Source organism: Pseudomonas bijieensis (assembly GCF_013347965.1).
Taxonomy (GTDB): domain Bacteria; phylum Pseudomonadota; class Gammaproteobacteria; order Pseudomonadales; family Pseudomonadaceae; genus Aquipseudomonas; species Aquipseudomonas bijieensis.
In genome coordinates this window covers 5,496,129-5,522,464 of sequence record NZ_CP048810.1, presented here as the reverse complement: position 1 = coordinate 5,522,464, position 26,336 = coordinate 5,496,129, and the positions used below count along the sequence as shown (strand labels likewise).

Sequence of the window (26,336 nt, the reverse complement as noted above, 5' to 3'; positions counted from 1 at the left end):
CTCTTGTGGCGAGGGGATTTATCCCCTCGCCACAGATCAATCCTCTGCCACAAGGGGGTTGTGTTGCATATCCGGCATCAGCGCCTGGCCGGCAACATCCACACCAGCCCACTGCTCTTGGCCCGCTCATGACACAACGCCAAGACACTGCGCCGTTCCTCGTTATCCATCCGGCTCCATCGGGTGATTTCCGCCACGGTGCGCTGGCAACCGGTGCAGACGTCGTCATCGTCCAGCGCGCAGACGTTCACACAGGGCGAGCGAACCGGGCGTTCGGACGGGGTCATTGTTCTTGCTCGGCGAGGTCGCGGGCGTAGCGCTGCGCGTTGTGGACGTAGTGAGCCGCGCTGGCTTCGAGCATTTTCTTCTGGGCCTCGGTCAATTCCCGCACGACCTTGCCAGGCGAGCCCATCACCAGCGAGCCGTCGGGGATCTCCTTGCCCTCACCAATCAGCGAGTTGGCGCCAATGATGCAGTTCTTGCCGATCTTCGCGCCGTTGAGAATCACCGCGTTGATGCCGATAAGGCTGTAGTCGCCCACCGTACAGCCATGGAGCATGGCGTTGTGGCCGATGGTCACGCCGGTGCCGATGGTCAGCGGATAGCCCATGTCGGTGTGCATCACCGTGCCGTCCTGCACGTTGCTGTGCTTGCCGATCAGGATCAGTTCGTTGTCGCCGCGCAGGACGGCGTTGAACCAGACATTGGCGCCCTCTTCGAGGCGAACCTTGCCCACCAGCGTGGCGTTGGGCGCGACCCAGCTCTGTGGGTGGGTTTCGACACGGGCATCGCCCAGGCGGTATTTCATGAGGATCCTCGGGTCATCAGGTATTGATGTAGCTTTTGGGTGGCGTGTGCAGGTCGATATCGGCGTCGTACAGCAGGTTGACCAGTTCGACGATCATGATCGCTGTCAGGCCCCAGATCTTGTATTCGCCAAAACGATAGCTGGGTACGTACCAACTGCGGCCCTGGTAATCGATACGATGCGTGTGTTCGCGCGGGTCCTTGCGAAAAAACTCCAGCGGCACGCTGAACACCGCGGCGATCTCGGCATCGTTGGCCTGGTATTCGACGTAGTCCGGAATCACCCCGACATAGGGCGTGACCTTGATGCCATGCAGCGAAATCAACGGGCTGAGGGGGCCGATCACTTCCACCAGGCCAGGAGGCAGGCCGATTTCTTCCTCGGCCTCGCGCAGGGCGGTGAAGATCAGGTCGGGGTCTTCCGGGTCGCGGCGCCCGCCAGGAAAGGCCACCTCGCCGCCATGGGTCGAGAGCCCGCTGGCGCGCAGGGTCAGGACCAACTCCGGTTCATCGCTGCGGGTGATCGGCACCAGCACCGCGGCTTCAGGGAAACGTCGGTCGGCCTGCAGGTCTTGCGGGGTATGGTTGCTTACTCGATGCAGTAGCTCGTCCAGCATGAGACTTCTCGATTTATTCGCTACCTTGCATCATGCACCAATCATTCAAGCGGCCCAAGCCCCGCACCGCGTCGTGTCGCGAAACGACAACTTGCCGCACCGGCCCACGCACGCCAAGATAGGCGCAGCATTCAGGAACCCAAGCATGAAATTCTGCAGCCAGTGCGGTAACCCGGTGACCCAGCGCATACCCGAAGGCGACTCGCGCCTGCGCTTCGTTTGCGACACCTGCCATACCATCCATTACCAGAACCCCAATATAGTGGCCGGCTGCGTACCGACCTGGGGCAGTAAAGTCCTGTTGTGCCGGCGCGCCATCGAGCCGCGGCGCGGTTATTGGACGCTACCGGCAGGCTTCATGGAAAACGGAGAAACCATCGAACAGGCCGCCGTGCGCGAAACCGCCGAAGAGGCCTGCGCCCGGGTGCGAAACTTGAGCATCTATACGCTGATTGACGTACCGCATATCAGCCAGGTACATGTATTCTTCCGCGCCGAACTGGTGGATGAGGATTTCGCCGCCGGGCCCGAGAGCCTGGAAGTGAAATTGTTCGAAGAAGCGGATATTCCCTGGGACGAGCTGGCTTTCCGCACGGTGGGCCGTACCCTGGAATATTTCTACGCTGACCGCCGGGCCGAGGATTACCCGGTGCGATCCGAATCGATCCCACCGCTGGCCCAGCCTGCCAACACCTGAAAATACCAATCAATATAGCCGCGACACCTCTAGGGATATCGTTTCAATGCGCTGGTTGCTTGTCCTGTTCTGCTTGTCGTTCACCGCTGTGTCCCAGGCCGCCGCCGTGGGAACCTACAACGGCAAAGTCATCGAAAAAGTGCTGGTGCTCAAGTCTGCCCATCAATTGCAATTGATCAACGACGGCAAGCCGCTCAAGACCTATCGTATTTCCCTGGGCAAGGGCGCCAAGAAAGGCCCCAAACTGATCGAAGGCGACAAGCGCACCCCCGAGGGTTTCTACTGGATCGACTGGCGCAAGACCAGCGACCGTTTCTACCTGTCGATGCACATTTCCTACCCCAACATCAGCGACGCCGCCCGCGCCCGACGCGAAGGCGTGGAGCCGGGGGGCATGATCATGATCCACGGCACGCCGGATTCGGAAGAGAACCCTGAACAGTTGTTCCATACGCTGGACTGGACCGACGGCTGCATCGCCATGCGCAACGTGGACATGCGCGAAGTCTGGAACCTGGTGCCGGATGGGACGATGATCGAGATCCGGCCGTAGAACTCGACCACACATGAGTTCCCTGTGGCGAGGGGATTTATCCCCGCTGGACTGCGCAGCAGTCCCCTAAGCCAACAACTCAATCTGCCTGACACACCGAATTACCTGGCTTGAGGGCTGCTTCGCAGCCCAGCGGGGATAAATCCCCTCGCCACAAAAGTCGGTGGCTATCAGCCTTTTGTTACAAGTCCAGGCACCGCAACGCAATCCCTCCCCCAGCCTTGATCTACTCTCAGAACTGATGCGGTAGGTCGAGGCTCTGCCCAGCAGCCCCCCGCAGAATCCAAAGTGAGATGTGTCACGTCGAAGCATAGGCAGTCATGACGTATGTGATTCGACAGGGCTTCACCGTTCCAGATGAGACATCAAATCATGACAACCAATAACAATTTCATACGGGCGACAGCTGTCGCGGTGGTGGTGTTGGCGGGTGTGTGGCAACCGAGCGCAGACGCGTGGGGAGCCGATGGAAAAGAGGAGCCGTGGTATACCGCCTGGCTTCAGGTTACCGCGGATTCGAGTGTGCCGATCCGCGATACCAAGCCATCGTTGCATTGGCGTACCGACATGAACACGCTCTATCGAGGGGACACGACGGATCAGGGACTCGGGGCCTTCCAGGACGGGATTTTACCCAAAGCCGTAGGCTCCCCCGTCATCGAGTGGATGTATGACTGGTGGAGCCACGGGGCTGGCGCAGGTAAATCGGTCTACAGCAGTACAACCCGCGACCAGGGGCTCGCCCAACGTTTCGCCAAGGAGTGGGTGTATGAGATCAAAGCCCCCCATGGTATCGATCAGGATGTGTCGGGAGGACCTGTCAGTGAGCAGGAAATCAGCTTTCCGGGAGGCGTCAAGCGCCAGTTCATCAAGCAAGCATGCAAGAAAGACAACCTTGCCGATTGTGAGCCGAACCCGAACTACCGCGAACCGACGGGCCATGAAAGCCCATTGGAGGTCGCGGCGGTGAGCATCGATTGGAGCCGGATCACGCCCCCGGAAGGTCTGGCCTGGGTAACGAGTAAGCAGTCCCTCTGGGCAGTCGGCTCTTCAATAATCAACTCCGTACAAGGGGCGGATGCACTTGCCCAAGGATTACGGGCCTGGAATTCGCAGGTACCGAACTTGAGATTGGCGAGTGATCCAGAGTCGTCCGTTTTTACCAACTCGGCCGTTGTCGCGTTTCGCGACTATACCGATGCCAAGATCTGGGCCATCGCCCAAGCGCAAAACGGCGGCTGGGTATATGAAGTCAGGCCCAACAGCGTGGCCGTGGACTTGTCAGGACGTAACACAGGCGGACGTGAAGGCGCCTTCGCGTTCATCGGTGGCATCAAAGGAGGCCTGCTGATGAACGCCCGTCGTTTCGAGAAAGGCGTGGGCGAACCGGTCGAATGCATCGGCATAGAAAAAGAGGTTTGCCGCCTCGAGAACCGCCATCAATAGTTTTCAAGCCCATGCCATCTGCCGTGCAGGGTGGCTGATGTTGTCACTTGGGGCTTGCTCGCCACAGGTTCAGTGCTCTGCCGGGATTTTTGTATTCGTCTTTCGATTTATCGCGAGCAGGCTCGCTCCCACAGTGGATTTGTGGTGCTCACAGAACTTGTGGTCGACACCCGTCCCTTGTGGGAGCGAGCCTGCTCGCGATGAGGCCGGCACTTACTTGCATCAGGTCCGAAGCTCTACCCGGTCCAAAGCCTTGTTCGCCAACAACGTCCCTAATTCAATGATCTGCGCCACTCCCAACAACACGTGCCGCCGCGAGCCTTCCAGATCGAAAGCAAGGTCGCTGAGCATCGCATTGGCCGAGGCCAGGGTTTCGCTGAGGTTGGCTAGCAGGGCTTCGGTATCGACGTTGTCCGATACGGTGAATAACTGCGTCGAGGGTTGGGGTTCTGGTTCGCTGCCGTCGGGCTTGAGGTAATGGTCCATCGCACGGTCGGCGGCTTCTTTCAGCTTGTCGGGGGCGTAGTCGCCGTAGGGGAAGGTGGAGGCGGGTTTAGGGATGTCAGAATTGTTTTTCAATGGAAGCTCCTTTTATCTAATGGAGCCCAGGACAAAACGTCCGGGCCTGTTGCCCCTTGATTTTTTTCGGACGGTCAAACCCGGTCGCTGAGTTGGCAGCGACACCCTGAGGCTAGAGCTCTCACTTCCGAGGGACAACCTTAAAAACATGTCGGAAACTTCGGTGCGTCTGACAGACCACCCATCTGATCAGGGATGTTTCGCACAAATTTCAGATAGGCTTTTTTTGGATGGGATTGGGTACATATCCATTGCTGCGGTAACGGCGACTTAGGGTTCCGCCCTTACGGCCATCCCTTTCAAGGTCTTTTAGTTTTGGCGGCCTTGATTACTCGGTCCGTTGAAACATGTGCATGCACCGCAGTGCCTTGTACCCATGTTTTGGGTTTAGGCACCTTGGGGCCCCGGGGATTTTTCGCAACTTGTTTTGGTTGGATGTTTCTGGCCAGTTCCAACAAGCGCTGGGCCAGTTTTTCCAGAGGTATGACGGGAAAACATTCCGAGGGCAGCGCAATTTGCAGGCCTTCATAACCACTCCGGACCTGAACCGCCAAGTGATAGGTTGAGGCTTCCCAGCCGTCAGGCTGGGAAGCCTGATGGGCTTGCTCGACGCTTCGTTTGAGTACGGCCAGGACGTTGTAGGCCAACACCGCAGTAGTGAACCCGAGCAATGCAGCCTTTGGGCTACCAAGGGTTTCGATTTCACTTTCCAGGATTGTTTCCAGTCGCTGGAACATGCCTTCAATGCTCCAGCGGCGGCGATAGAGTTCCGCGATCTGCTGCGCGCTGACGCCTTCAGGCAGGTTGCTCCAGAACATCAAGCTGCTGTCACCCGAGTCTGTTGGCGAATGAAGCGTCAGTTCGACACGCCGACACTGATAACCGCCTCTGACCTGAATGATCTGCTCACGCACAGTGCCCGCGTCCACAGGCACGGGTTCTTGCCAATGACCCTCTTGAATCAAGCGTGGATGCTTGGCTTGTTGACGAATGACAAAGGAGGTTTGGACCTGTTCGCAAGCCTCCATGACCGGGAGCGTGCAATAGAGTCGATCAGCCAGCCACACCTGGCCCGGCTCGGCATTGGCCAATAGAGGCAGCACACAAACACGCTCGCTTGCGTAGGCATCTTCACATGCCTGCAGGTCGATGACTTGATCCAGGTCGGGGTCGTAGACAACCACCGAAAACCCGGGCCGAGCGGCGCCGCGCTCGTGGCGTAAAGCCCCAGTCGTTTCTCAGTGGATGCCAAGTGATTACCGTCCACCACCCGAACCTGCCAACCCGACAACATCGTCGTGCAACCCAACTCCTGATGGTTGGAGCCAGGCGCTGCGCACAGCCCGTGACCAGGGCGCGCAACAAAGCTGGCTCGGTACGACTGATCTTGTCGTAGAGGGCCGCCAGGCTGACAGGAAGATCTTCCAGTTGCCGCGCGGCGGCGTGAAGGACGGCTTCAAGCCCAATGAAACAAGGGACATCAGCTTGATGATGGTCGAGAACAGTAGCTCACGAGAATACTGCCGTTGCCGATGTTCTTCGAAGACCTGATCGACCCACTCAGGGGCAATAGCGTGCTCCAACGCCAATTTGGCCATAACGCTGGCAGGTGCTTTTTTCTCGAAACGCTCCAGAACATCGGCCCACATCGTTCGGGTATCCCTGATAGAAACTTCAGGGGATTTTACCTAAGACCTTGAAAGGGATGGCCCTTACGGCGGGTCACTTTCGAAAAGCGCGAAAGTAACCAAAGCGCTCATGCCCCACCACTCGGCACCTCGCCTAGGCTCGGTGTGCCCTCACTCCGGCATTGCTCCGTGGGCCCGCCGCGAAGGGCCATCCATGGCCCAGCGCGGCTATCCCGGCATCCATGCCGGGATGCCCACTCCGCAATACCTGCGTTCGGCCATCGTGGTTAACGGGGCGCCAAAATCTACGTCCGCCGCGAGGCGGCCTGACAGCCGACCTGGTTCTTGGTGGGACCGCGTTTCTCCTGTGGGAGCGGGCTTGCTCGCGAAGAGGCCAGTACATTCAACATCCTCGTTGGCTGTTATGCCGCCTTCGCGAGCAAGCCCGCTCCCATAGGGGAATCGGAGTACGACCGGGAGAGCCAGGTCGGCAGTCAGGCCGCCTCGCGAGCAAGCTTTGCTCCCACAGATCTGACGGGTGTACGACTGGGTGCGCCAGGCCGGCTATCAGGCCGCCTCGTGGTGGGGTGGACGTTGACCTCGGCGCCCCGTTAACCACGCTGGCCGAACGCAGGTATTGCGCAGTGGGCACCTCGGCATGGATGCCGAGGTAGCCGCGCTGGGCCATGGATGGCCCTTCGCGGCGGGCCCACGGAGCAATGCCTGCGTTCGGGCATGCCGAGCCTAGGCGAGGCACCGAGTGGTGGGGCAAAAGCGTTTTGGTTACTTTTGCGCTTCTCAAAAGTGACCCGCCGTAAGGGCGGAACCCTAAGTGGCCGTTACCGCAGCAACGGATATACACACAAAACAAACCACCGCCGGTCACCACAAAAATAAATATCAAATTTCAAAACCCGCGCCCCATGCATACCACTGACCTCTAACCCCCCAGCCCAAAGCAAGTAATTTCACGCACTATCCCCACCACCCTAATACCACTTCAAACAACCCCTCTAAAAACACCCCATAAACACTCGTAACCCACCAGAACCAGCGTTGACATGGTATTCAAGTGGTATTAGCTTCAACCGCAACTCACCGAGCGACAACGCCTACAAAACCGCATCGGACAAACAAATGAACGACATCCTGGCCCTACGCCCCGACGACACCCAACCCACCCCGCTCTACCTGCAACTGGCCCGCAACCTGGAAACCGCCATCCACGCCGGCCAGTGGAAAGCCGAGCAAGCGATGCCATCCGAACGCAGCTTAAGTGAGCAATTGGGCATTTCCCGAGTCACCGCCCGCAAAGCGCTGGAAGTGCTGTTCGAACAAGGCCTGATCCGCCGCAACCAGGGCTCGGGCACGTTCATTACCCCACGCCTGGAACAACCGCTGTCACGCCTCAGCTGCTTCAGCGAGATGCTGCGGCTCAAGGGCTTCGTGCCGGGTTCGCAATGGCTGGAGCGGGAAATCACCCCGCCAACCCACGAAGAACTGATCCGCCTGGGCCTGTCACCCACCGACAAGGTTGCGCGGCTCAAGCGCCTGCGCAAGGCTGACGACACGGTCATGGCCATCGAAATGAGCACCCTGCCCGCCAGCATCATCCCCAAGCCACAAGCGGTGGGCGATTCGCTCTATGAATTCCTCGACGGCATCGGCAAGCCGGTGGTGCGCGCGCTGCAACACATCCAGGCCATCAACGCCTCGGACGAATTCGCCGCCCTGGTGGGCATCGCCCCCGGCACCGCGATGTTGCTGATGACCCGGGTCGGCTACCTGGAAGACAACACCCCCATCGAAGTCACCGACACCTATTGCCGCAACGACTACTACGACTTTGTCGCAGAGCTGCGGCGTTAGACGACTAGAGAGTGCCCATGTCCGAAGACAACATCCTCACCTCCAACGGCTGGGTTCGCGGCCACCTGATCCATGAACACGGCAAGATCGTGGCCATCGATGGCCAACCCTGCGATCCGGCGAGCAATGACCTGCCCTATTTGCTGCCCGGTTTCATCGACCTGCACGTCCATGGCGGTGGCGGCATGGACATCATGCAAGGCGCCCTGGCGTTCGAAACCATCGCCCGCACCCATGTGCGTTTCGGCACGACGTCGTTGCTGGCGACCACCATGACCGCGCCCAGCGACGAGATCGCCAGCGTGCTCAAGGCCCTCGGCGAGTTTTGTGAGCAGCGCCAGCGCGGCAACGCCCGGGTTCTCGGCGTACACCTGGAAGGCCCTTACATCAACCCGGGCAAACTGGGCGCCCAACCGAATTTCGCCCACACCGCGCTGCTGGCCGAGGTGGAGAGTTACCTGGCCCTGGCACCGATCAGGGTGATCACCATTGCCCCGGAAATCGCCGGCCACGACGCCCTGATTCGTACGCTCAGCGCCCGAGGTGTGCGCATGCAGATCGGCCACACCCTGGGCAGCTACGAGGAAGGCGTCGCCGCGCTGGCCGCCGGGGCCAGCAGTTTCACCCATCTGTATAACGCCATGAGCCCGCTGCACCACCGCGAACCGGGCATCGTCGGCGCGGCGCTGGCCCATGCGCAATACGCCGAGCTGATCCCGGACTTGCTGCATGTGCACCCCGGCGCCATGCGCGTGGCCCTGCGTTCGATCCCGTGCCTGTATTGCGTGACCGACTCCACCGCCGCCGCCGGCATGCCCGATGGCGAGTACAAGCTGGGCAGCCACACCGTGACCAAGTGCCTGGGCGGCGTTCGGCTGGCCGACGGCACCCTGGCCGGCAGCACCCTGACCATGGACCAGGCCTTGCGCAACCTGGTGAAGATCGGCCTGCCCATCGGCGAAGCCTCGCAACGCCTGTCCCAATTCCCTGCCGACTACCTCGGCCTGCCCGAGCGCGGACGCCTGCAACCCGGTGCCTGGGCCGACTGCGTGCGCCTGGACCGTTCCCTGACGCTGACCGACGTGATGGTCGAAGGAGAAGCCATTGACTTGCAAAATGCTTGAAGAGGCCCTGAGCGCTTTCGAAGCCGTCGAGCGTCAGTTGCAACAGTTGGACCCGGCGCTGGTGGAAATCGCCGGACGCCTGCGCCGTCAACCGCCGCAAGTGGCGATGACTGTGGCGCGGGGCAGTTCCGACCACGCCGCCAGCTACTTCGCCTACCTGACCATGCAGCTATTGGGCATCCCGGTGGCCTCGCTGCCAATGTCGGTGGTGACCATGCAGCAGGCGCCGCTCAAGGTCAGCGGCCAGGTGGCCTTTGCATTTTCCCAGTCGGGACAGAGCCCGGACCTGGTCGACAGCCTGCGTCTGCTGCGCAAGCGCGGCGCCTTGAGCGTGGCCTTGGTCAATGCTGCCGACTCACCGCTGGAAGCGGCGTGTGAATTCAGCGTGCCGTTGTGCGCCGGCGTCGAAAGCAGCGTCGCCGCCACCAAGAGTTTCATCGCCACCCTCAGCGCCAGTGCGCGACTGGTAGCCCATTGGAAGGACGACGCCGAGTTGCTCGAAGCGGGCAATGCCCTGCCCGAAGGTTTGCGCGATGCCGCCCGTCAGGACTGGAACGTTGCCGTCGAAGCCCTGCGCAACTGCCAGCGGTTGATGGTGATCGGCCGGGGCGCCGGGTTCGCCATCGCCCAGGAAGCGGCGCTCAAGTTCAAGGAAACCTCGGCGATCCAGGCCGAAGCCTTCAGCAGCGCCGAAGTCCGCCACGGGCCGATGGCGCTGATCGATGCCGACTACCCGCTGCTGGTGTTCGCCCCGCGCGGTGCCGAGCAGGCCGGGGTGTTGAGCCTGGCCGCGGACATGCGCCAGCGCGGCGCCCGGGTACTGCTGGCGGCGCCGGATGACATCGCCGAACGCGACCTGACGCTGACCCGCGCCGGACACCCGGCCCTGGACCCGATTCTGGCCATCCAGAGCTTCTACGGCATGGCCGCGAGTCTGGCCGTGGCCCGAGGACTGGACCCGGACCAACCAAGGCACTTGAGCAAGGTCACCCGTACGCACTGAGCCAACGGCTTTCTTTCAATAAAAGAGTCTGATGAGAGCGCCCCATGCCCAACAATAATAAAGAGCTGATCCTCAGCGCCCCGCTCAGCGGCCCGGTGCTCACCCTCGCCAATGTCCCGGACGCGGTGTTCGCCAGCGGCGCGATGGGCGACGGAATCGCCATCGACCCGCTGAACGACACCCTCTACGCGCCCTGTGCCGGCGAAGTGATCCACGTCGCCCGCAGCGGCCACGCCGTGACCCTGCGCGCCGACAACGGCGCCGAACTGCTGCTGCACCTGGGCCTGGACACGGTCGAGCTGCAAGGCGAGGGTTTTTCCATGCTGGTCAAGGAAGGTGCGCGGGTCAGCAACGGCCAGCCGCTGCTGCGTTACGACGTAGACAAGGTGGCACTGCGCTGCAAGAGCCTGGTCAGCCTGTTGGTCATCACCAACGGCGAGCACTTCCAGGCGCGGCCTATCACCCTCAAAGGGGTGAAGGTCGGCGAGCCGCTGTTGCACGTCGTCGCCAAGACCCCGGCTGAGACGCAAGACGAAGAACAGGCCGTTGGCATCGAAGTTTTCGGTCAGGTGCGCATCGCCCATCGCGGAGGCCTGCACGCCCGCCCGGCGGCGTTGATTCGTCAGACCGCCCAGGGTTTCAAGAGCCGTTCGCAGCTGCATTTCCAAGGCAAAACGGCATCCTGCGACAGCGTGATGGGAATGATGGGCCTGGCCATTACCGAGCAGGCAGAGGTGCACGTCAGTTGCCGGGGCAGCGATGCCGAGGCGGCGTTGCACGCCCTGCTGAGCACGTTATCCACAGCCCTGGCTGAAGAAGCCCACGCCGTGGCGCCTGCGGTAAAAGCCCAGCACCGTAGCGCCGAAGCCGGCGTGCTGCATGGTGTGTGTGCGGCCCCCGGTCTGGTGGCTGGGCCGCTGGTTCGGCTCGATGGCATTCAATTGCCCGAGGACGCTGGCCGCCACAACGTCGAAGAACAACGGCAGCAGTTGAACAGTGCCTTGGGGCACGTTCGTCGCGAAATCCAGCTCACCCTGGAAAACGCCAAGGCCCGTCGCCATCGCGACGAAGAAGCGATTTTCAGCGCCCATCTGGCGCTGCTGGAAGACCCGATCTTGCTCGACGCCGCGCACCTTGCCATCGACCAGGGCAGTGCCGCGAGCCACGCCTGGAGCCGCTCCATCGACGTGCAGTGCAAGGTGCTGCAGCAACTGGGCAGCACGCTGCTGGCCGAGCGCGCCAATGATTTACGCGATCTGCGCCAGCGGGTCTTGCGCGTGCTGTTGGGCGAGGCCTGGCAATTCGACGTGCCCGCGGGCGCCATCGTTGCCGCGCAGGAGCTAACTCCGTCGGAGCTGCTGCAACTCTGCGCTCAAGGCGTGGCCGGTGTGTGCATGGTTGAGGGCGGGGCAACCTCCCATGTGGCGATCCTGGCCCGAGGCAAAGGCCTGCCGTGCCTGGTGGCGCTGGGCGATGCACTGCTGGTACAGACGCCGGGGCAATCGGTGGTGCTGGATGCCGACGGCGGCCGCCTCGAACTCGCGCCAACCGCCGAGCGCCTGGCCCAGGTGCAGCAAGAACAACGGCGGCGAGCGACCCAACACGCCCAACAAGAGGCCCTCGCCCACACATCGGCGCATACCCGTGACGGCGTGAATATAGAAGTGGCGGCCAATGTCGCCTCCCGTAGCGATGCGGCCCAGGCACTGGCAAGCGGTGCCGACGGGGTTGGCTTGTTGCGCACTGAATTCCTCTTCGTCGACCGTCACACCGCACCCGACGAAGAAGAGCAACGCCAGGCCTATCAAGCCGTACTCGATGCCATGGGCGACAAGCCGGTGATCATCCGCACCATCGACGTCGGCGGCGACAAGCAGTTGGATTACCTGCCGCTGCCGGCCGAAGCCAACCCGGTGCTGGGCCTGCGCGGCATTCGCCTGGCCCAGTTGCGACCGGAACTGCTCGACCAGCAATTGCGGGCCTTGCTGCAAACCCGTCCGCTGCAGCGCTGCCGAATCCTGCTGCCGATGGTGACCGAGGTCGACGAACTGCTGCACATCCGCCAGCGCCTCGATACCTTGGCCAGCGAGCTGGGCCTGAGCGAACGCCCGCAACTAGGGGTGATGATCGAAGTGCCGGCCGCCGCGTTGCTGGCCGAACAATTGGCCGAGCACGCCGACTTCCTCTCCATTGGCACCAACGACCTCTCGCAATACACCCTCGCCATGGACCGCGACCACGCCGGCCTCGCCGCCCGGGTCGATGCCTTGCATCCGGCACTGCTGCGGCTGATCGCCCAGACCTGCGCTGGCGCGGCGAAGCATGGACGCTGGGTCGGCGTGTGCGGCGCCTTGGCCTGCGATCCGTTGGCCACGCCCGTGCTGATCGGGCTGGGCGTACGCGAGCTATCGGTCAGCCCACCGCAGATCGCTGAAATCAAGGCGCGCGTGCGCCAGCTCGACACCGTCAAGTGCGCTTGCCTCAGCGCCGAGCTGCTGAACCTGGGCAGTGCCGCCGCCGTGCGCCGCGCCTGTCATCAACACTGGCCCCTGGGCTGAGCCACGTCGAAGAACAATAAAAGGAGAGACGCCATGTACCAGCATTTCATCGAAGGGCTGCAACGCCTCGGCCGTGCGCTGATGCTGCCGATCGCGATCCTGCCGATTGCTGGCCTGTTGCTGCGCCTGGGCGACACCGATCTTTTGAACATCGCCATCATTCACGATGCCGGGCAGGCGATTTTCGCCAACCTGGCAATGATCTTCGCCATCGGCATCGCCGTGGGTTTCGCCCGGGACAATAACGGTACGGCGGGGTTGGCCGGGGCCATTGGTTATCTGGTGATGATCGCTACCCTGAAAGTGCTCGATGCCAGCATCAACATGGGCATGCTCGCCGGGATCATCAGTGGCCTGCTGGCCGGTGCGCTGTACAACCGCTTCAAGGACATCAAGCTGCCGGAGTACCTGGCGTTCTTTGGTGGCCGGCGCTTCGTGCCGATTGTCACGGGTTTCAGCGCCGTCGGCCTTGGCGTGGTGTTCGGTCTGATCTGGCCACCGATCCAGCAGGGCATCAACAGCTTCGGCGAACTGCTGATGGCCAGTGGCAGCTTCGGCGCGTTCGTCTTCGGTGTATTCAATCGGTTGCTGATCGTCACCGGTTTGCACCACATCCTCAACAACATGGCCTGGTTCATCTTCGGCAGCTTCACCGATCCGCAAACCGGCGCGGTGGTCACGGGCGATCTGACTCGCTACTTTGCCGGCGACCCCAATGGCGGCCAGTTCATGACCGGCATGTTCCCGGTAATGCTCTTCGGCCTGCCCGCCGCGTGCCTGGCGATGTACCGCAATGCCCTACCCCAGCGGCGCAAAGTCATGGGCGGGATTTTGCTGTCCATGGCGCTGACGTCGTTTCTCACCGGGGTCACCGAGCCGGTGGAATTCGCCTTCATGTTTCTCGCGCCGCTGTTGTTCCTGTTGCATGCCTTGCTCACCGGGCTGTCGATGGCGATCACCGATTGGCTGAACATTCGCCTGGGCTTCACCTTCTCCGGCGGTTTCATCGACATGGTCCTGGGGTGGGGCAAGTCCAGTAACGGTTGGTTGGTGGTACCGGTGGGCCTGGTCTATGCGGTGATCTATTACGTTGTATTCGACTTCTGCATTCGCCGCTTCGACCTGAAGACCCCGGGGCGTGAAGACGTGCCGGCCGGGGACAAACCGGTCATCGCCCAGAACCAGCGCGCCAAGGCCTACATCCAGGCCTTGGGTGGTGCGGACAATCTGATCACCGTCGGCGCCTGTACCACACGGCTGCGCCTGGACATGGTCGATCGCAACAAAGCGTCCGACACGCAACTCAAAGCCCTTGGCGCCATGGCCGTGGTGCGTCCCGGCAATGGTGGGAGCTTGCAGGTAGTGGTCGGGCCGATGGCCGACAGCATTGCCGATGAAATCCGCTTGGCGTTGCCCTCTTCCGAGCGTCCAGCCACTGCGCCCGTGGTTGCGCTGGCTGAACCTGCTGAACCGACCGCCGTGTCTGGGGCCGAAGCGCAACAATGGCTGGATGCGCTGGGTGGCGCTGACAATGTGTTGCAGTTCGATTGCGTGGCGACGAGCCGGTTACGGGTGCGACTGGCCGATGGCCAAGGGCTGTCGGAGAGCCAGCTCAAAACACTGGGTTGCCAGGGGAGTGAGCCCGTTGGACGGTGGAGTCTGGCACTTGCTGCTGGGGGAGAAAGCACCGGGGTTGTGGCGGGCGTTGGAGGCGGTGGTGCTGAGCCGTCAGGCGGGTGTCAAAGCCTGAATTTTCGTTGCCTGATAGCCTGCTATCGCGAGCAGGCTCGCTCCCACAGGGTAGGGTGTAGGTCATAAATTTTGTGAACAACACTACTCCACTGTGGGAGCGAGCCTGCTCGCGATGAGGCCTGCACACACCCAACACATCTGACAGACCACCCCCTGTGGCGAGGGGATTTATCCCCGCTGGGCTGCGCAGCAGCCCCAAAACAACCAAACTCAATTTGCCTGACACACCGAGGTGCCGAGTTTAGGGCTGCTTCGCAGCCCAGCGGGGATAAATCCCCCCTCGCCACAAATCGAGTAGGAGACGGATTTACATCCGCCGTCCTCTCACACCACCGTACATACGGTTCCGTATACGGCGGTTCAGGCTATGCGGTTAAGCCAGTTTATCGTATCCAGTATCGAGACCAGTCCGAGTCGATTCCACAGCTTCTTCGGTAGCGCCTGATTCACATGTGGCGCTCCGGAGTTCCACCACGGGCCTCGGCCATTGAACGCTGATTTACAGGCGCGTCCTTCGTCGAGCCCCAGGCGCATCAGGTTGCGCGCCCTCGTAGAGGGCTGCTTCCATTGCCGCCAGATGACACAACGAAGTTTGCGTCTCACCCAACCATCCAACTCCTCAAGTGGTCGTTTGCTCTGACTGAGCTTGAAGTAGCCAGCCCAACCTCGCACTACGGGGTTTATCCGCTCGATGACGTTCGCCATCTTGTGACCCCGTACTCCGCGCAGCAGCTCTCTGAGTCGGTCGCGCAAGCGACCCAGACTCATCGTTGCCACTTTCAGCTTCGGCTGTTTGTGCCAGCTCATCCCATAGCCCAAGTAATCACAGGTCCAAGGCCGTGCCACACGGCTCTTTTCCCGGTTCACCGTCAGTTTAAGACGCTGATTCAGGAAACGCTCAACACTGGTCATGACCCGTTCGCCTGCACGATGACTGCGTACATAAATGTTCGCATCGTCTGCATAGCGCACGAAGCGATGGCCCCGCCGTTCCAGCTCGCGGTCGAGTTCATTAAGCAGGATGTTCGACAGCAACGGCGAGAGCGGGCCGCCTTGCGGAGTCCCTTCCTGCCGTCGGCTGGCGATGCCACCCGACATGATCCCGGCTTCGAGGTAACGGCGGATTAGCCTGAGCACTCGCTTGTCTTCGACTTGGCGCTCTATATGGGCCATCAGAACGTCGTGGTTAACACGATCAAAGAACTTCTCAAGATCAAGTTCCACGCACCAACGCTGACCCGCCGCCACGTGGGCACGGGCTGTTTCGATGGCTTGATGAGCGCTTCTGCCCGGACGAAAACCGTAGCTGTAGTCCGAAAACAGGGGGTCGAAAATCGGCGTGAGCTGTTGCAGCAAGGCTTGTTGGATCAGACGATCCACGACGTTGGGAATACTCAACTGCCGAGTTCCACCTTTGGGTTTGGGGATGTCAACGGCGCGCACACCTTGCGGCTGGTACTCACCGGCCAGCAGTCGGGCTTTGAGGATCGGCCAATACTGTTTCACGTAGCCTGCCAATTCGGCGACCGTCATGCCATCGGCACCCGGCGCGCCCTTGTTACTGACCACGCGTTGATACGCACGTCTGAGGTTGGCGGGTGCGAGCACCCGTTCCATCAGCGTGTCCAGCTCCGCGTTCGTCCACACCACAGACGCCGCCGATGTCTGCGCACTGCCAGCCACAAACCCCGGATTCCGTCCGGGACTTGGGGTTACAGCCCTCTTGTGGAGAGATTTCTGCTTTTTCGACATTCGACGAGACTCTGACGCCTACTGGCGGCATAACCTGTTCGGCCCTTGGTGACTGGGTTACTCGTCACTTACTACGGCCTCGGCTGACTTCTGCACGCTCATCCCGTCGCCTCTCGACGCCCGGTAGCACAGTGGCAAACGTGCAGATCTCCCAGGGTAATTCGCGCGACCTTCCTGCTTATGCCTGTCGGATCTACGTCACAGCGTTCCGTGCAAGTATTGGGCTTTGAAGATATTGGCCTTCTTACCCCGCTGCGCCGCCTCTATCCGCTTCCTGTTCGTCAGGCCAGCATTTTGCCTCGGGCTTCCTTCAGATTCGCGGTCACCCGCGACACCCTTGCCTCTGGCTAACACTTCCCCTTGCCGGGTGTGTAGAGGACTTTCACCTCCAAGTCACCAGCGTGGCCACCATAGCCAAACTGGTTGCGCTTCGCGCAACGCGCCATGCCTGGCGCACCAATAAAAAAACCCGCTGAATCAATCAGCGGGTTTCTCATTCAACGGCCGGAGGATCAGAAATCCTCCAACCGCCACACTTCATACGCCGGTGTCTCGTAGGGATGGCTCTGCTTCAACGCCACCACCACCGCACGGATCAACTCATCGGCAACGACAAGCTCCACCTTCCACTCCTCGACCTGCTCGACCTGGCCCGCTTCGCCAATGAACGGCTGGCTGCCGTCCAACGGGCGGAACTGGCCCAGGCCCAGCACTTGCCAGGCGCAGTGGTCGTAGTCGCCGATCCGCCCGCCACCGGCGGCGAATACGGCACTTTTGACCACGTCCAGGTGGCTGGCCGGGACGAAGAAGCAGAGCTTGTACACCGCCTCAGTTCACCCAGACGCGGGCGTTGCGGAACATGCGCATCCATGGCGCGTCTTCGTTCCAGTCGTCCGAACGCCACGAGTTCTGCACCGCGCGGAATACGCGCTCGGGGTGCGGCATCATGATCGTGACGCGACCGTCGCGGCTGGTCAGGCCGGTGATTCCGCGCGGCGAGCCGTTCGGGTTGGCCGGGTAGGTTTCGGTGACCTTGCCGTGGTTGTCGACGAAACGCAGCGACACACAACCGGACAGGTCGGCTTCGAGCAGCGCTTCTTCGCTTTCGAATTCGGCATGGCCTTCGCCGTGGGCAATGGCGATCGGCATGCGCGAACCGGCCATGCCCTGCAGGAAGATCGAGTTCGATTCCTGGACCTGGACCATCGCCACGCGCGCTTCGAACTGCTCGGAGCGGTTGCGCACGAAGTGCGGCCAGAACTCGCTGCCCGGGATCAGTTCGTGCAGGTTGGACATCATCTGGCAACCGTTGCACACGCCGAGGGTGAAGCTGTCGGTACGTTCGAAGAAACCCTGGAACGCATCACGGGCGCGGCTGTTGAACAGTGCCGACTTGGCCCAGCCTTCACCGGCACCCAGCACGTCACCGTAGGAGAAACCGCCACAGGCGACCATGCCCTTGAAGTCGTTCAGGTCGACACGACCGGCGAGGATGTCGCTCATGTGCACGTCGATCGCGCTGAAACCGGCACGGTCGAACGCCGCCGCCATTTCCACCTGGCCGTTGACGCCCTGCTCGCGCAGGACCGCCACTTGTGGGCGAATGCCTTTCTTGATGTAAGGCGCGGCCACGTCGAGGTTGACGTCGTAGCTGAGCTTGGCGCTCAAACCCGGGTTGTCTTCTTCCAGCAGCGCGTCGAATTCCTGCTCGGCGCAGTCGGCGTTGTCGCGCAGACGCTGGATCTGGTAGCTGGTTTCCGCCCACTGGCGCTGCAACAGGCTGCGCTGGCCTTCGAAGACGGTATCGCCGTTGAAGGTGATATTGATGTGGGCGTTATTGATCGGCTGGCCGATCACCGAGACGCAGTCGGCCAAACCAGCCGCGCTGAACTGAGCGAGGATGTCCGGGGTGGCGTCCTGGCGAACCTGGATCACCGCGCCCAACTCTTCGTTGAACAGGATGGCCGGGATTTCAGCGGTGGATTCGGCGACGCTGTCGAGGGTCAGGCTCAGGCCGCAGTGGCCGGCAAAGGCCATTTCCACCACGGTGGTCAGCAAACCGCCATCGGAACGGTCGTGGTAGGCCAGCAGGTGACCGTCGGCGTTGAGGCCCTGGATCACGGCGAAGAACGCCTTCAGGTCTTCGGCATCGTCGACGTCCGGTGCTTGCGAGCCGAGCTTGCCGTGTACCTGGGCCAGGATCGAGGCGCCCATGCGGTTCTGGCCACGGCCCAGGTCGATCAGGATCAGGTCGGTGGTGCCCTTGTCCATGCGCAGTTGCGGGGTCAGGGTCTGGCGGATATCGGTGACTGGCGCGAAACCGGTCACGATCAGCGACAGCGGCGAGGTCACGCTCTTGTCCACGCCTTCGTCGTTCCAGCGCGTGGCCATGGACATGGAGTCCTTGCCCACCGGAATGGTGATGCCCAGCTCCGGGCACAGCTCCATGCCGACGGCCTTGACCGTGTCGTACAGGCGGGCGTCTTCACCCGGGTGGCCGGCGGCGGACATCCAGTTGGCCGACAGCTTGATGTCGGAAATCTTGCCGATGCGCGAAGCCGCGATGTTGGTCAGGGTCTCGCCAATCGCCATGCGGCCCGACGCCGGAGCATCCAGCAGCGCCAGCGGCGTGCGCTCGCCCATCGCCATGGCTTCGCCGGTGTAGACGTCGAAGCTGGTGGCGGTCACGGCCACGTCGGCCACCGGCACTTGCCACGGGCCGACCATCTGGTCGCGGGCCACGAGGCCGGTGATGGTGCGGTCGCCGATGGTGATCAGGAAGCTTTTGCTCGCCACGGCCGGGTGATGCAGCACGCGCTCGATGGACTCGGCAAGGTCGAGGGTGGAAGGATCGAAATCGTCGCCCAACTCGGTTTCACGAACGGCCGAACGGTGCATGCGCGGGGCTTTGCCCAGCAGCACTTCCAGCGGCATGTCCACCGGGCTGTTGCCGAAGTGGCTGTCGGTGACGGTCAGTTGTGGCTCGGCAGTGGCCTCACCCACCACGGCGAACGGGCAGCGCTCGCGTTCGCAGATGGCCTGGAAGCGCTCGAAGTCAGCCGGGCCGACCGCCAGGACGTAACGCTCCTGGGATTCGTTGCTCCAGATTTCGTGCGGGGCCATGCCCGGCTCGTCGTTCGGAATGTTGCGCAATTCGAAGCGGCCGCCACGGCCACCGTCGTTGACCAGTTCCGGGAAGGCGTTGGACAGGCCGCCGGCGCCGACGTCGTGAATGAAGCTGATGGGGTTGTGTTCGCCCAACTGCCAGCAACGGTCGATGACTTCCTGGCAACGGCGTTCCATTTCCGGGTTTTCCCGCTGGACCGAAGCGAAGTCCAGGTCCGCCGAGCTGGTGCCGGTGGCCATGGAGGAAGCGGCGCCGCCGCCCAGGCCGATCAGCATGGCCGGGCCACCGAGGACGATCAGCTTGGAGCCGACCACGATTTCGCCTTTCTGCACGTGTTCGGCGCGGATGTTGCCCATGCCGCCGGCAAGCATGATCGGCTTGTGGTAACCACGAACTTCTTCACCACGCGGGGTGCTGATGGACTGTTCGAAAGTACGGAAATAGCCAGTCAGGGCCGGACGGCCGAATTCGTTGTTGAACGCCGCGCCCCCAAGGGGACCTTCGATCATGATGTCGAGGGCGTTGACGATGCGCTCAGGCTTGCCGTAAGGCTTTTCCCACGGCTGTTCGAAGCCAGGGATCTGCAGGTTCGATACGGTGAAGCCGGTCAGGCCTGCCTTGGGCTTGGCACCGCGACCGGTGGCGCCTTCGTCACGGATCTCGCCACCGGAACCGGTGGACGCGCCCGGGAATGGGGCGATGGCGGTCGGGTGGTTGTGGGTCTCGACCTTCATCAGGATGTGCACCGGCTCCTGGACCGCACCGTACTGGCGGGTCTCAGGGTTCGGGTAGAAACGCCCGGCGACGTTGCCGACGATCACCGCGGCGTTGTCCTTATAGGCCGAGAGCACACCTTCGTTGTGCATCTGGTAGGTGTTCTTGATCATGCCGAACAGGCTTTTTTCCTGGCTCTGGCCATCAATGTCCCAACTGGCGTTGAAGATCTTGTGGCGGCAGTGCTCGGAGTTGGCCTGGGCGAACATCATCAGTTCGATGTCATGGGGGTTGCGCTTCAAGCCCTGGAAGGCATTGACCAGGTAATCGATCTCGTCTTCGGCCAGGGCCAGGCCCAGTTCGGCGTTGGCTTTTTCCAGCGCGGCACGACCGCCGCCCAGCACGTCGATAGCGGTCAGCGGCTTGGGTTCGGCGTGGCTGAACAGGCCGGCAGCCTGCTCCAGGTTACCCAGCACGACCTGGGTCATGCGGTCATGCAGGCCATCGGCGATCAACTGGGCCTCGGCCTCGCTGAACTCACCGGCGACATAAAACGCAATGCCGCGCTCCAGGCGCTGGATTTTCGCCAGGCCGCAGTTGCGGGCGATATCGCTGGCCTTGCTCGACCATGGCGAAATGGTGCCGAAACGCGGCAGTACCAGGAACAGACGACCGGCCGGCTCCTGGACGGGAACACTGGGACCGTACTTCAGAAGGCGCGCGAGCACCTGCTGTTCGTCGCCGGTCAAACCGCCGGTGACTTCGGCGAAGTGAGCGAATTCAGCATACAAGCCACTGACAGCCGGAACCTTCTGGCTCAGTTGCTCAAGGAGTTTGCTGTGGCGAAAGGCAGAAAGGGCAGGAGCGCCGCGCAGGATCAACATCTTCGGGACAGCCTCGGGAAGGGGGTGTGCTTTGAGGCCGTGCATTCTAGCCTAAACCGCCGGCAACGGCACCCGAAACGGCACGCGCGGTGCGAGCCGAATGTCGGTCTTTGCTTGCACGGCGCTATTGGACAGCGGTACCCATGCTCGCGAAGAGATATTTTTCAGCGACGCAAAGCCCGCCGCGCGCCGGCCGGCCTGCGCTGCGGACATGTTTTGCAATGGCTAGCAGACTGGCCTTTTGCTGTCGAGATATGGCGGTAGGGGCCGTTTGCGTATACTGCGCAGATGTTTTCCCCAACGGCTTTGCGTCCGCGATATGCCAAATGGCTGATCGCAACCGGACTCTTCCTGGTGCTCAGTGGTTGTGTTGAGAAACCCAACACACTGGAGCGCGTAAAGGAGGATGGCGTGCTGCGGGTGGTCACCCGAAACAGCCCCGCCACCTACTTTGAGGATCGTAACGGTGAAACCGGCTTCGAATACGAGCTGGTGAAGCGCTTCGCCGACGATTTGGGGGTGGAACTGAAGATAGAGACCGCCGACAACCTCGACGACCTGTTCAGCCAGATCGGCAAGCCCAACGGCCCGGTATTGGCCGCCGCCGGCCTGGTCAGCAGCGAGCAACGCAAAAAGCAGGTGCGGTTTTCCCATCCCTACCTGGAAGTCACCCCGCAGGTCATCTACCGCAACGGCCAGTCGCGCCCCACCGATGCCGCCGCCCTGGCCGGCAAGAAGATCATGGTGCTCAAGGGCAGCAGCCACGCCGAACAGCTGGCGCAGTTGAAGCAGCAGTATCCGGGCATCGAATACGAAGAGTCCGACGCGGTTGAAGTGGTCGACCTGTTGCGCATGGTCGACGAAGGCCAGATCGACCTGACCCTGGTGGACTCCAACGAAGTGGCGATGAACCAGGTGTACTTCCCCAACGTGCGCGTGGCCTTCGACCTGGGCGACGCTCGTAGCCAGAGCTGGGCAGTGGCCCCCGGCGAAGACAACAGCCTGCTCAACGAAATCAACAGCTACCTCGACAAGGTGCAGAAGAACGGCACGCTGCAACGCCTCAAGGACCGTTATTACGGGCACGTCGATGTCCTCGGCTACATGGGCGCCACCACGTTCGCCCAGCATCTGCAGCAGCGGCTGCCCAAATACGAACAGCATTTCAAGGCTTACGCCAAGCAGGAGAAAGTCGATTGGCGCCTGCTGGCCGCGATCGGCTACCAGGAATCGCTGTGGCAACCGGCGGTGACGTCCAAGACCGGCGTGCGCGGCCTGATGATGCTGACCCAGAACACCGCCCAAGCCATGGGCGTGTCCAACCGCCTGGATCCGAAGCAAAGCATCATGGGCGGCGCCAAGTACCTGGCCTACATGAAGGATCAACTGGACGAAAGCATCGAGGAGCCGGACCGCACCTGGTTCGCCCTCGCCGCCTACAACGTGGGCAGCGGTCACCTGGACGACGCCCGCAAACTGGCGGCCAAGGAAGGGCTGAACCCGAACAAGTGGCTGGACGTGAAAAAAAATCCTGCCGCGCCTGTCGCAGAAACAGTGGTACAGCAAGACCCGCTATGGCTACGCCCGGGGCGGCGAGCCAGTTCATTTCGTGGCGAACATCCGTCGCTACTACGACATCCTGACCTGGGTGACGCAGCCGCAGCTCGAAGGCAATCAGGTGGCCGAGGGCAATCTTCACGTGCCGGGTGTGGACAAGAGCAAGCCGAACCAGGAAACCCCGCCGCTATAAGCTGTACACAACTCCTGATGCTGTGATGAACCTGTGGCGAGGGGATTTATCCCCGCTGGGGCGCGAAGCGGCCCCAGGACAGGTCAACTCAATCTGCCTGACACATCGAGGCGCCGGGTTTTAGGGCTACTGCGCAGCCCAGCGGGGATAAATCCCCCCTCGCCACAGTGGATCAGGCAAGCCCAAGTGAGCCGGCACATGGGGTTATGGGATGGGTTCAGGATCTGGCGGCAGCCAGGATCAGCGCTTTCATTTCCGACACAGCCGACTTGAACCCGACGAACAACGCATGGGCCACCAGCGCATGGCCGATGTTCAGTTCGTTGATGCCCTTGATCGCCGCGACGGCTTCGACGTTGTGGTAGTGCAAGCCATGGCCGGCGTTGACGATCAGGCCCTGGGCCAGGCCGAAGGCGACGCCGTCGGCCACGCGCTGCAGCTCATCGGCCACGTCCGTGGGGGTTTCGGCATCGGCATAACGGCCGGTGTGCAGTTCGATGGCGGGCGCGCCGACACGTTTGGAAGCTTCTATCTGCCGTTCGTCGGCATCGATGAACAGCGACACCTCGGCACCAATCTTCGACAGGCGTTCCACTGCCAAGCTGATCCGCGACTCCTGCCCCGCTACGTCGAGGCCGCCTTCGGTGGTCAGTTCCTGGCGCGTCTCCGGTACCAGGCAGATGTGCGCCGGGCGGATGCGCTCGGCGAACGCCATCATTTCTTCGGTCACACCCATTTCGAAGTTCATGCGGGTTTGCAGCACATCCTTGAGCAGCAGCACGTCGCGCTCCTGGATGTGGCGACGGTCTTCACGCAAATGCACGGTGATGCCGTCGGCGCCCGCCTCTTCGGCGTCCAGTGCGGCCTTGACCGGATCCGGGTAGCGCGTACCGCGGGCCTGGCGCAGGGTGGCGACATGGTCGATGTTCACGCCGAGAAGAATGCGATTGCTGGTGCTCACGAAAAGGCTCCTGAAGGGACAAGTATTCGGCCCACAGCATACGGGTAGATCAGGGCTTGCGAAACAGCTCGCGACTGACCAGCGGCCGACCGCCCAGATGCACGGCCAGGGCCTGGCGCATCAGGCGCTTGGCCGCCGACAAGGCGCCTGGCGCACTCCAGTCGGCCTCGGCCATGGCCAGAAGCTCAGCACCATTGAACAGCCCCGGTTGCAACAGGTAGACCCGCTCCAGGCCGGCATCCACCTGCAAACGGTACAGACCGTCGGCCGCGATGGGGTCGCCGTGCAGGTCTGTGTTCAGCGCGAAGCCATAGCCCAAGTCATCCAGCAGCCGCCATTCGAACGAGCGCAACAGCGGCTCCAGAGGACGGCCTTCGGCCAGGGCCAGCAGCGTGGCGGCGTAGTGGTCGAAGACGGCCGGGTGGGGATCTTCGGCGGGCAGCAGGCGGATCAGCAGTTCGTTGAGGTACAAACCGCTGAACAGTGCCTCGCCGTTGAGCCACGCCGCCACGCCGTTGCTTTCCATGCGCCCGACATTCTTCAACTCGCCTCGTCCGCGGAATTCGACTTCCAGCGGCACGAATGGCCGCGCCAGCGTCCCGGCCTTGCCCCGCGCCCCACGCAACACCGCCCGCAGCCGCCCTTGCGGCGTGAGGAAATCCACCAGGGCGCTGCTTTCGCGGTAGGCGCGCGAGTGCAGGACGTAGGCGGGTTGGGCGATGGGTTGGGTTGGGGGCATGGGGATCGCGGTTCTCAATGAGCAAGCACAATTTTACTGACAACCACAAACCACTGTGGGAGCGAGCCTGCTCGCGATGAGGGACTGATATTCAACAAAGATGTTGACTGACAGACCGTTATCGCGAGCAGGCTCGCTCCCACAATGGAATTCATGTATCCCAGAAGGATTACAGGTCGCCGTAACCCAACGACCGCAACGCCCGCTCGTCGTCGGACCAGCCGCCCTTCACCTTGACCCACAGGTTGAGCATGATCTTGGAGTCGAACAGCAGTTCCATGTCCTTGCGCGCCTCGGTGCCGATGCGCTTGATGCGCTCGCCCTTGTCGCCAATGATGATTTTCTTCTGGCCGTCACGTTCGACGAGGATCAACGCATGGATGTGCAGGGTCCTGCCCTGCTGCTTGAACTCTTCGATCTCGACGGTGATCTGGTACGGCAGCTCGGCGCCCATCTGGCGCATGATTTTCTCGCGCACCAACTCGGCGGCGAGGAAACGGCTGCTGCGGTCGGTGATCTGGTCTTCGGGGAAGAAGTGATCGTTTTCCGGCAGGTGCTCGGCAATCACCCGCTCCAGCGCGTCGAGGTTATGGCCGTGCTGGGCGGAGATCGGGATGATCTGGGCGTTCGGCAACTGTTCCTGCAACCAGGACAGGTGCGGCATCAGCTCTGCCTTGTCTTCGATGCGGTCGGTCTTGTTCAGCGCCACGATCAGCGGACCGGTGACGTACTGGACACGCTCGAGGACCATCTGGTCTTCTTCGGTCCACTTGGTGCGGTCGACCACGAAGATCACCACGTCGACGTCTTTCAACGCCGCCGAAGCGGTCTTGTTCATGTAACGGTTCAGGGCCTTCTCGCCACCCTTGTGCATGCCAGGGGTGTCAACGTAGATCGCCTGCACGGCGCCTTCGGTCTTGATGCCAAGCATATTGTGGCGAGTGGTCTGGGGCTTGCGCGAAGTGATCGCCAGCTTTTGGCCCAGGATGTGGTTCAGCAACGTGGACTTGCCCACGTTCGGCCGACCGACAATGGCGACGTAGCCGCAGCGGGTGACGGTTGTATCAGTCATTGCCATTCTCCACACCCAGGGCAATCAGTGCTGCGGCCGCCGCTACCTGTTCGGCAATACGACGACTCACACCCTGACCCCGGCTTTTTTCATTCAATAGGACAACTTCGCATTCGACGAAGAAGGTACGGCAATGCGGCTCACCCTGGATATCCACGACTTCGTAGCGCGGCAACTCGCAACTGCGCGATTGCAAAAATTCCTGCAAACGGGTCTTCGGGTCCTTGTTGGTGTCCACCAGCGTCAGGCTGTCGATCTCGGAGGTCAGCCAGGCCAGCACGCGTTCGCGCGCCATTTCCATGCCTGAATCCAGGTAGATCGCGCCAATCAATGCTTCCAGGGCGTCGGCCAGAATCGACTCACGACGGAAACCGCCGCTTTTCAATTCACCGGAACCCAGGCGCAGGTATTCGCCCAGGTCAAAACCACGAGCCAGTACGGCCAGGGTCTCACCTTTTACCAAGCGCGCGCGTAAACGCGACAACTGGCCTTCGCGAGCCAACGGGAAACGCTCGAACAGCGCCTCGCCCGCCACGAAGTTGAGGATGGCATCACCGAGGAATTCCAGGCGTTCGTTGTTGCGCCCGGCAAAACTGCGGTGAGTGAGGGCCAGGAGCATCAGGTCCTGGTCCTTGAAGGTGTAGCCGAGCTGGCGCTCGAGACGGCTTAGAGAAACGCTCACGGTTTACCCACGCTGAGTTCGT

General features: G+C 61.8%; 17 protein-coding genes and 4 pseudogenes. 9 read left to right on the top strand and 12 right to left on the bottom strand.

What is annotated here, in order from left to right:
* Positions 1-77: 77 nt before the first annotated feature.
* Genes GN234_RS24375 through GN234_RS24365 form a run of 3 tightly spaced genes read right to left on the bottom strand, consistent with a single transcriptional unit; the run spans position 78 to position 1,424 of the window.
* The gene (locus GN234_RS24375; protein WP_109753729.1) at positions 78-287 is read right to left on the bottom strand and encodes a DUF1289 domain-containing protein; all 210 of its coding nucleotides are present in this window, start codon (positions 285-287) and stop codon (positions 78-80) included.
* Positions 284-808: a gamma carbonic anhydrase family protein gene (locus GN234_RS24370; RefSeq protein WP_109753728.1), complete on the bottom strand. Its 525-nt coding sequence runs from the start codon at positions 806-808 to the stop codon at positions 284-286. Before GN234_RS24370 ends, GN234_RS24375 begins: the two co-directional genes overlap by 4 nt.
* A gap of 16 nt (positions 809-824) precedes the next feature.
* On the bottom strand, positions 825-1,424 hold the full coding sequence (locus GN234_RS24365) for a CoA pyrophosphatase (protein WP_109753727.1): 600 nt from the start codon (positions 1,422-1,424) through the stop codon (positions 825-827).
* Positions 1,425-1,569: 145 nt separating this feature from the next.
* On the opposite strand from GN234_RS24365, the gene GN234_RS24360 reads away from it, so the two are divergent.
* The 3 genes from GN234_RS24360 (at position 1,570) to GN234_RS24350 (ending at position 4,120) form a co-directional block, all read left to right on the top strand.
* Entirely contained in the window at positions 1,570-2,121 is a 552-nt protein-coding gene (locus GN234_RS24360) for an NUDIX hydrolase (protein ID WP_092166299.1), read from the top strand.
* Positions 2,122-2,167: 46 nt separating this feature from the next.
* Positions 2,168-2,674, top strand: a complete 507-nt coding sequence (locus tag GN234_RS24355) for a L,D-transpeptidase family protein (RefSeq protein ID WP_072409000.1) — start codon at positions 2,168-2,170, stop codon at positions 2,672-2,674.
* A 372-nt stretch (positions 2,675-3,046) separates the two neighbouring features.
* Positions 3,047-4,120: a scabin-related ADP-ribosyltransferase gene (locus tag GN234_RS24350; protein ID WP_176689186.1), complete on the top strand. Its 1,074-nt coding sequence runs from the start codon at positions 3,047-3,049 to the stop codon at positions 4,118-4,120.
* Positions 4,121-4,342: 222 nt separating this feature from the next.
* Here the strand turns inward: GN234_RS24350 and GN234_RS24345 are convergent, their stop codons facing one another.
* The gene (locus GN234_RS24345) at positions 4,343-4,699 is read right to left on the bottom strand and encodes a DUF6124 family protein (RefSeq protein WP_176689185.1); all 357 of its coding nucleotides are present in this window, start codon (positions 4,697-4,699) and stop codon (positions 4,343-4,345) included.
* Positions 4,700-4,998: 299 nt separating this feature from the next.
* Positions 4,999-6,297 (bottom strand): annotated as a pseudogene (locus GN234_RS24340) (IS4 family transposase).
* Between the two features lie 1,167 nt (positions 6,298-7,464).
* On the opposite strand from GN234_RS24340, the gene GN234_RS24335 reads away from it, so the two are divergent.
* The 5 genes and pseudogenes from GN234_RS24335 (at position 7,465) to nagE (ending at position 14,631) form a co-directional block, all read left to right on the top strand.
* The gene (locus GN234_RS24335; protein ID WP_176689184.1) at positions 7,465-8,196 is read left to right on the top strand and encodes a GntR family transcriptional regulator; all 732 of its coding nucleotides are present in this window, start codon (positions 7,465-7,467) and stop codon (positions 8,194-8,196) included.
* A 17-nt stretch (positions 8,197-8,213) separates the two neighbouring features.
* The gene (nagA, locus tag GN234_RS24330; protein WP_109754742.1) at positions 8,214-9,320 is read left to right on the top strand and encodes an N-acetylglucosamine-6-phosphate deacetylase; all 1,107 of its coding nucleotides are present in this window, start codon (positions 8,214-8,216) and stop codon (positions 9,318-9,320) included.
* Entirely contained in the window at positions 9,301-10,323 is a 1,023-nt protein-coding gene (locus GN234_RS24325) for an SIS domain-containing protein (protein ID WP_176689183.1), read from the top strand. Before nagA ends, GN234_RS24325 begins: the two co-directional genes overlap by 20 nt.
* Positions 10,324-10,367: 44 nt before the next feature.
* Positions 10,368-12,881: a phosphoenolpyruvate--protein phosphotransferase gene (ptsP, locus tag GN234_RS24320; protein ID WP_176689182.1), complete on the top strand. Its 2,514-nt coding sequence runs from the start codon at positions 10,368-10,370 to the stop codon at positions 12,879-12,881.
* A gap of 33 nt (positions 12,882-12,914) precedes the next feature.
* Positions 12,915-14,631 (top strand): annotated as a pseudogene (gene nagE, locus GN234_RS24315) (N-acetylglucosamine-specific PTS transporter subunit IIBC).
* A 362-nt stretch (positions 14,632-14,993) separates the two neighbouring features.
* Here the strand turns inward: nagE and ltrA are convergent.
* From ltrA to purL, 3 genes and pseudogenes are all read right to left on the bottom strand, one after another.
* A pseudogene (gene ltrA, locus GN234_RS24310) lies at positions 14,994-16,416 on the bottom strand (group II intron reverse transcriptase/maturase).
* Positions 16,417-16,897: 481 nt separating this feature from the next.
* Entirely contained in the window at positions 16,898-17,209 is a 312-nt protein-coding gene (locus GN234_RS24305) for a YqfO family protein (protein ID WP_109754746.1), read from the bottom strand.
* A gap of 4 nt (positions 17,210-17,213) precedes the next feature.
* Complete coding sequence (gene purL, locus GN234_RS24300; protein WP_109754747.1) at positions 17,214-21,110, bottom strand: phosphoribosylformylglycinamidine synthase; 3,897 nt, start codon at positions 21,108-21,110, stop codon at positions 17,214-17,216.
* Positions 21,111-21,398: 288 nt separating this feature from the next.
* On the opposite strand from purL, the pseudogene mltF reads away from it, so the two are divergent.
* Positions 21,399-22,860, top strand: a pseudogene (gene mltF / locus GN234_RS24295) (membrane-bound lytic murein transglycosylase MltF).
* 217 nt (positions 22,861-23,077) lie between these two features.
* On the opposite strand, the gene pdxJ reads toward mltF, so the two are convergent.
* The 4 genes from pdxJ to rnc form a co-directional block, all read right to left on the bottom strand.
* Entirely contained in the window at positions 23,078-23,821 is a 744-nt protein-coding gene (pdxJ, locus tag GN234_RS24290; RefSeq protein WP_109754749.1) for a pyridoxine 5'-phosphate synthase, read from the bottom strand.
* A gap of 49 nt (positions 23,822-23,870) precedes the next feature.
* Positions 23,871-24,560, bottom strand: a complete 690-nt coding sequence (gene recO / locus GN234_RS24285) for a DNA repair protein RecO (protein WP_116833386.1) — start codon at positions 24,558-24,560, stop codon at positions 23,871-23,873.
* A gap of 169 nt (positions 24,561-24,729) precedes the next feature.
* Positions 24,730-25,632, bottom strand: coding sequence for a GTPase Era (era, locus tag GN234_RS24280; RefSeq protein ID WP_109754751.1), 903 nt, complete (start codon positions 25,630-25,632; stop codon positions 24,730-24,732).
* Positions 25,625-26,314 carry a ribonuclease III gene (gene rnc / locus GN234_RS24275; protein WP_109754752.1) on the bottom strand — a complete coding sequence of 230 codons (690 nt, stop codon included), beginning with the start codon at positions 26,312-26,314 and terminating at the stop codon, positions 25,625-25,627. Before rnc ends, era begins: the two co-directional genes overlap by 8 nt.
* Between the last annotated feature and the right edge of the window lie 22 nt (positions 26,315-26,336).

What these genes read in the sequence shown, in the direction of transcription:
- GN234_RS24335 (WP_176689184.1), top strand. Translation starts at nt 7,465, where the DNA reads ATGAACGACATCCTGGCCCTACGCCCCGACGACACCCAACCCACCCCG.
- recO (WP_116833386.1), bottom strand. Translation starts at nt 24,560, where the DNA reads ATGCCCCCAACCCAACCCATCGCCCAACCCGCCTACGTCCTGCACTCG.
- GN234_RS24350 (WP_176689186.1), top strand. Translation starts at nt 3,047, where the DNA reads ATGACAACCAATAACAATTTCATACGGGCGACAGCTGTCGCGGTGGTG.
- GN234_RS24365 (WP_109753727.1), bottom strand. Translation starts at nt 1,424, where the DNA reads ATGCTGGACGAGCTACTGCATCGAGTAAGCAACCATACCCCGCAAGAC.
- GN234_RS24375 (WP_109753729.1), bottom strand. Translation starts at nt 287, where the DNA reads ATGACCCCGTCCGAACGCCCGGTTCGCTCGCCCTGTGTGAACGTCTGC.
- ptsP (WP_176689182.1), top strand. Translation starts at nt 10,368, where the DNA reads ATGCCCAACAATAATAAAGAGCTGATCCTCAGCGCCCCGCTCAGCGGC.
- GN234_RS24355 (WP_072409000.1), top strand. Translation starts at nt 2,168, where the DNA reads ATGCGCTGGTTGCTTGTCCTGTTCTGCTTGTCGTTCACCGCTGTGTCC.
- nagA (WP_109754742.1), top strand. Translation starts at nt 8,214, where the DNA reads ATGTCCGAAGACAACATCCTCACCTCCAACGGCTGGGTTCGCGGCCAC.
- purL (WP_109754747.1), bottom strand. Translation starts at nt 21,110, where the DNA reads ATGTTGATCCTGCGCGGCGCTCCTGCCCTTTCTGCCTTTCGCCACAGC.
- GN234_RS24360 (WP_092166299.1), top strand. Translation starts at nt 1,570, where the DNA reads ATGAAATTCTGCAGCCAGTGCGGTAACCCGGTGACCCAGCGCATACCC.
- era (WP_109754751.1), bottom strand. Translation starts at nt 25,632, where the DNA reads ATGACTGATACAACCGTCACCCGCTGCGGCTACGTCGCCATTGTCGGT.
- GN234_RS24370 (WP_109753728.1), bottom strand. Translation starts at nt 808, where the DNA reads ATGAAATACCGCCTGGGCGATGCCCGTGTCGAAACCCACCCACAGAGC.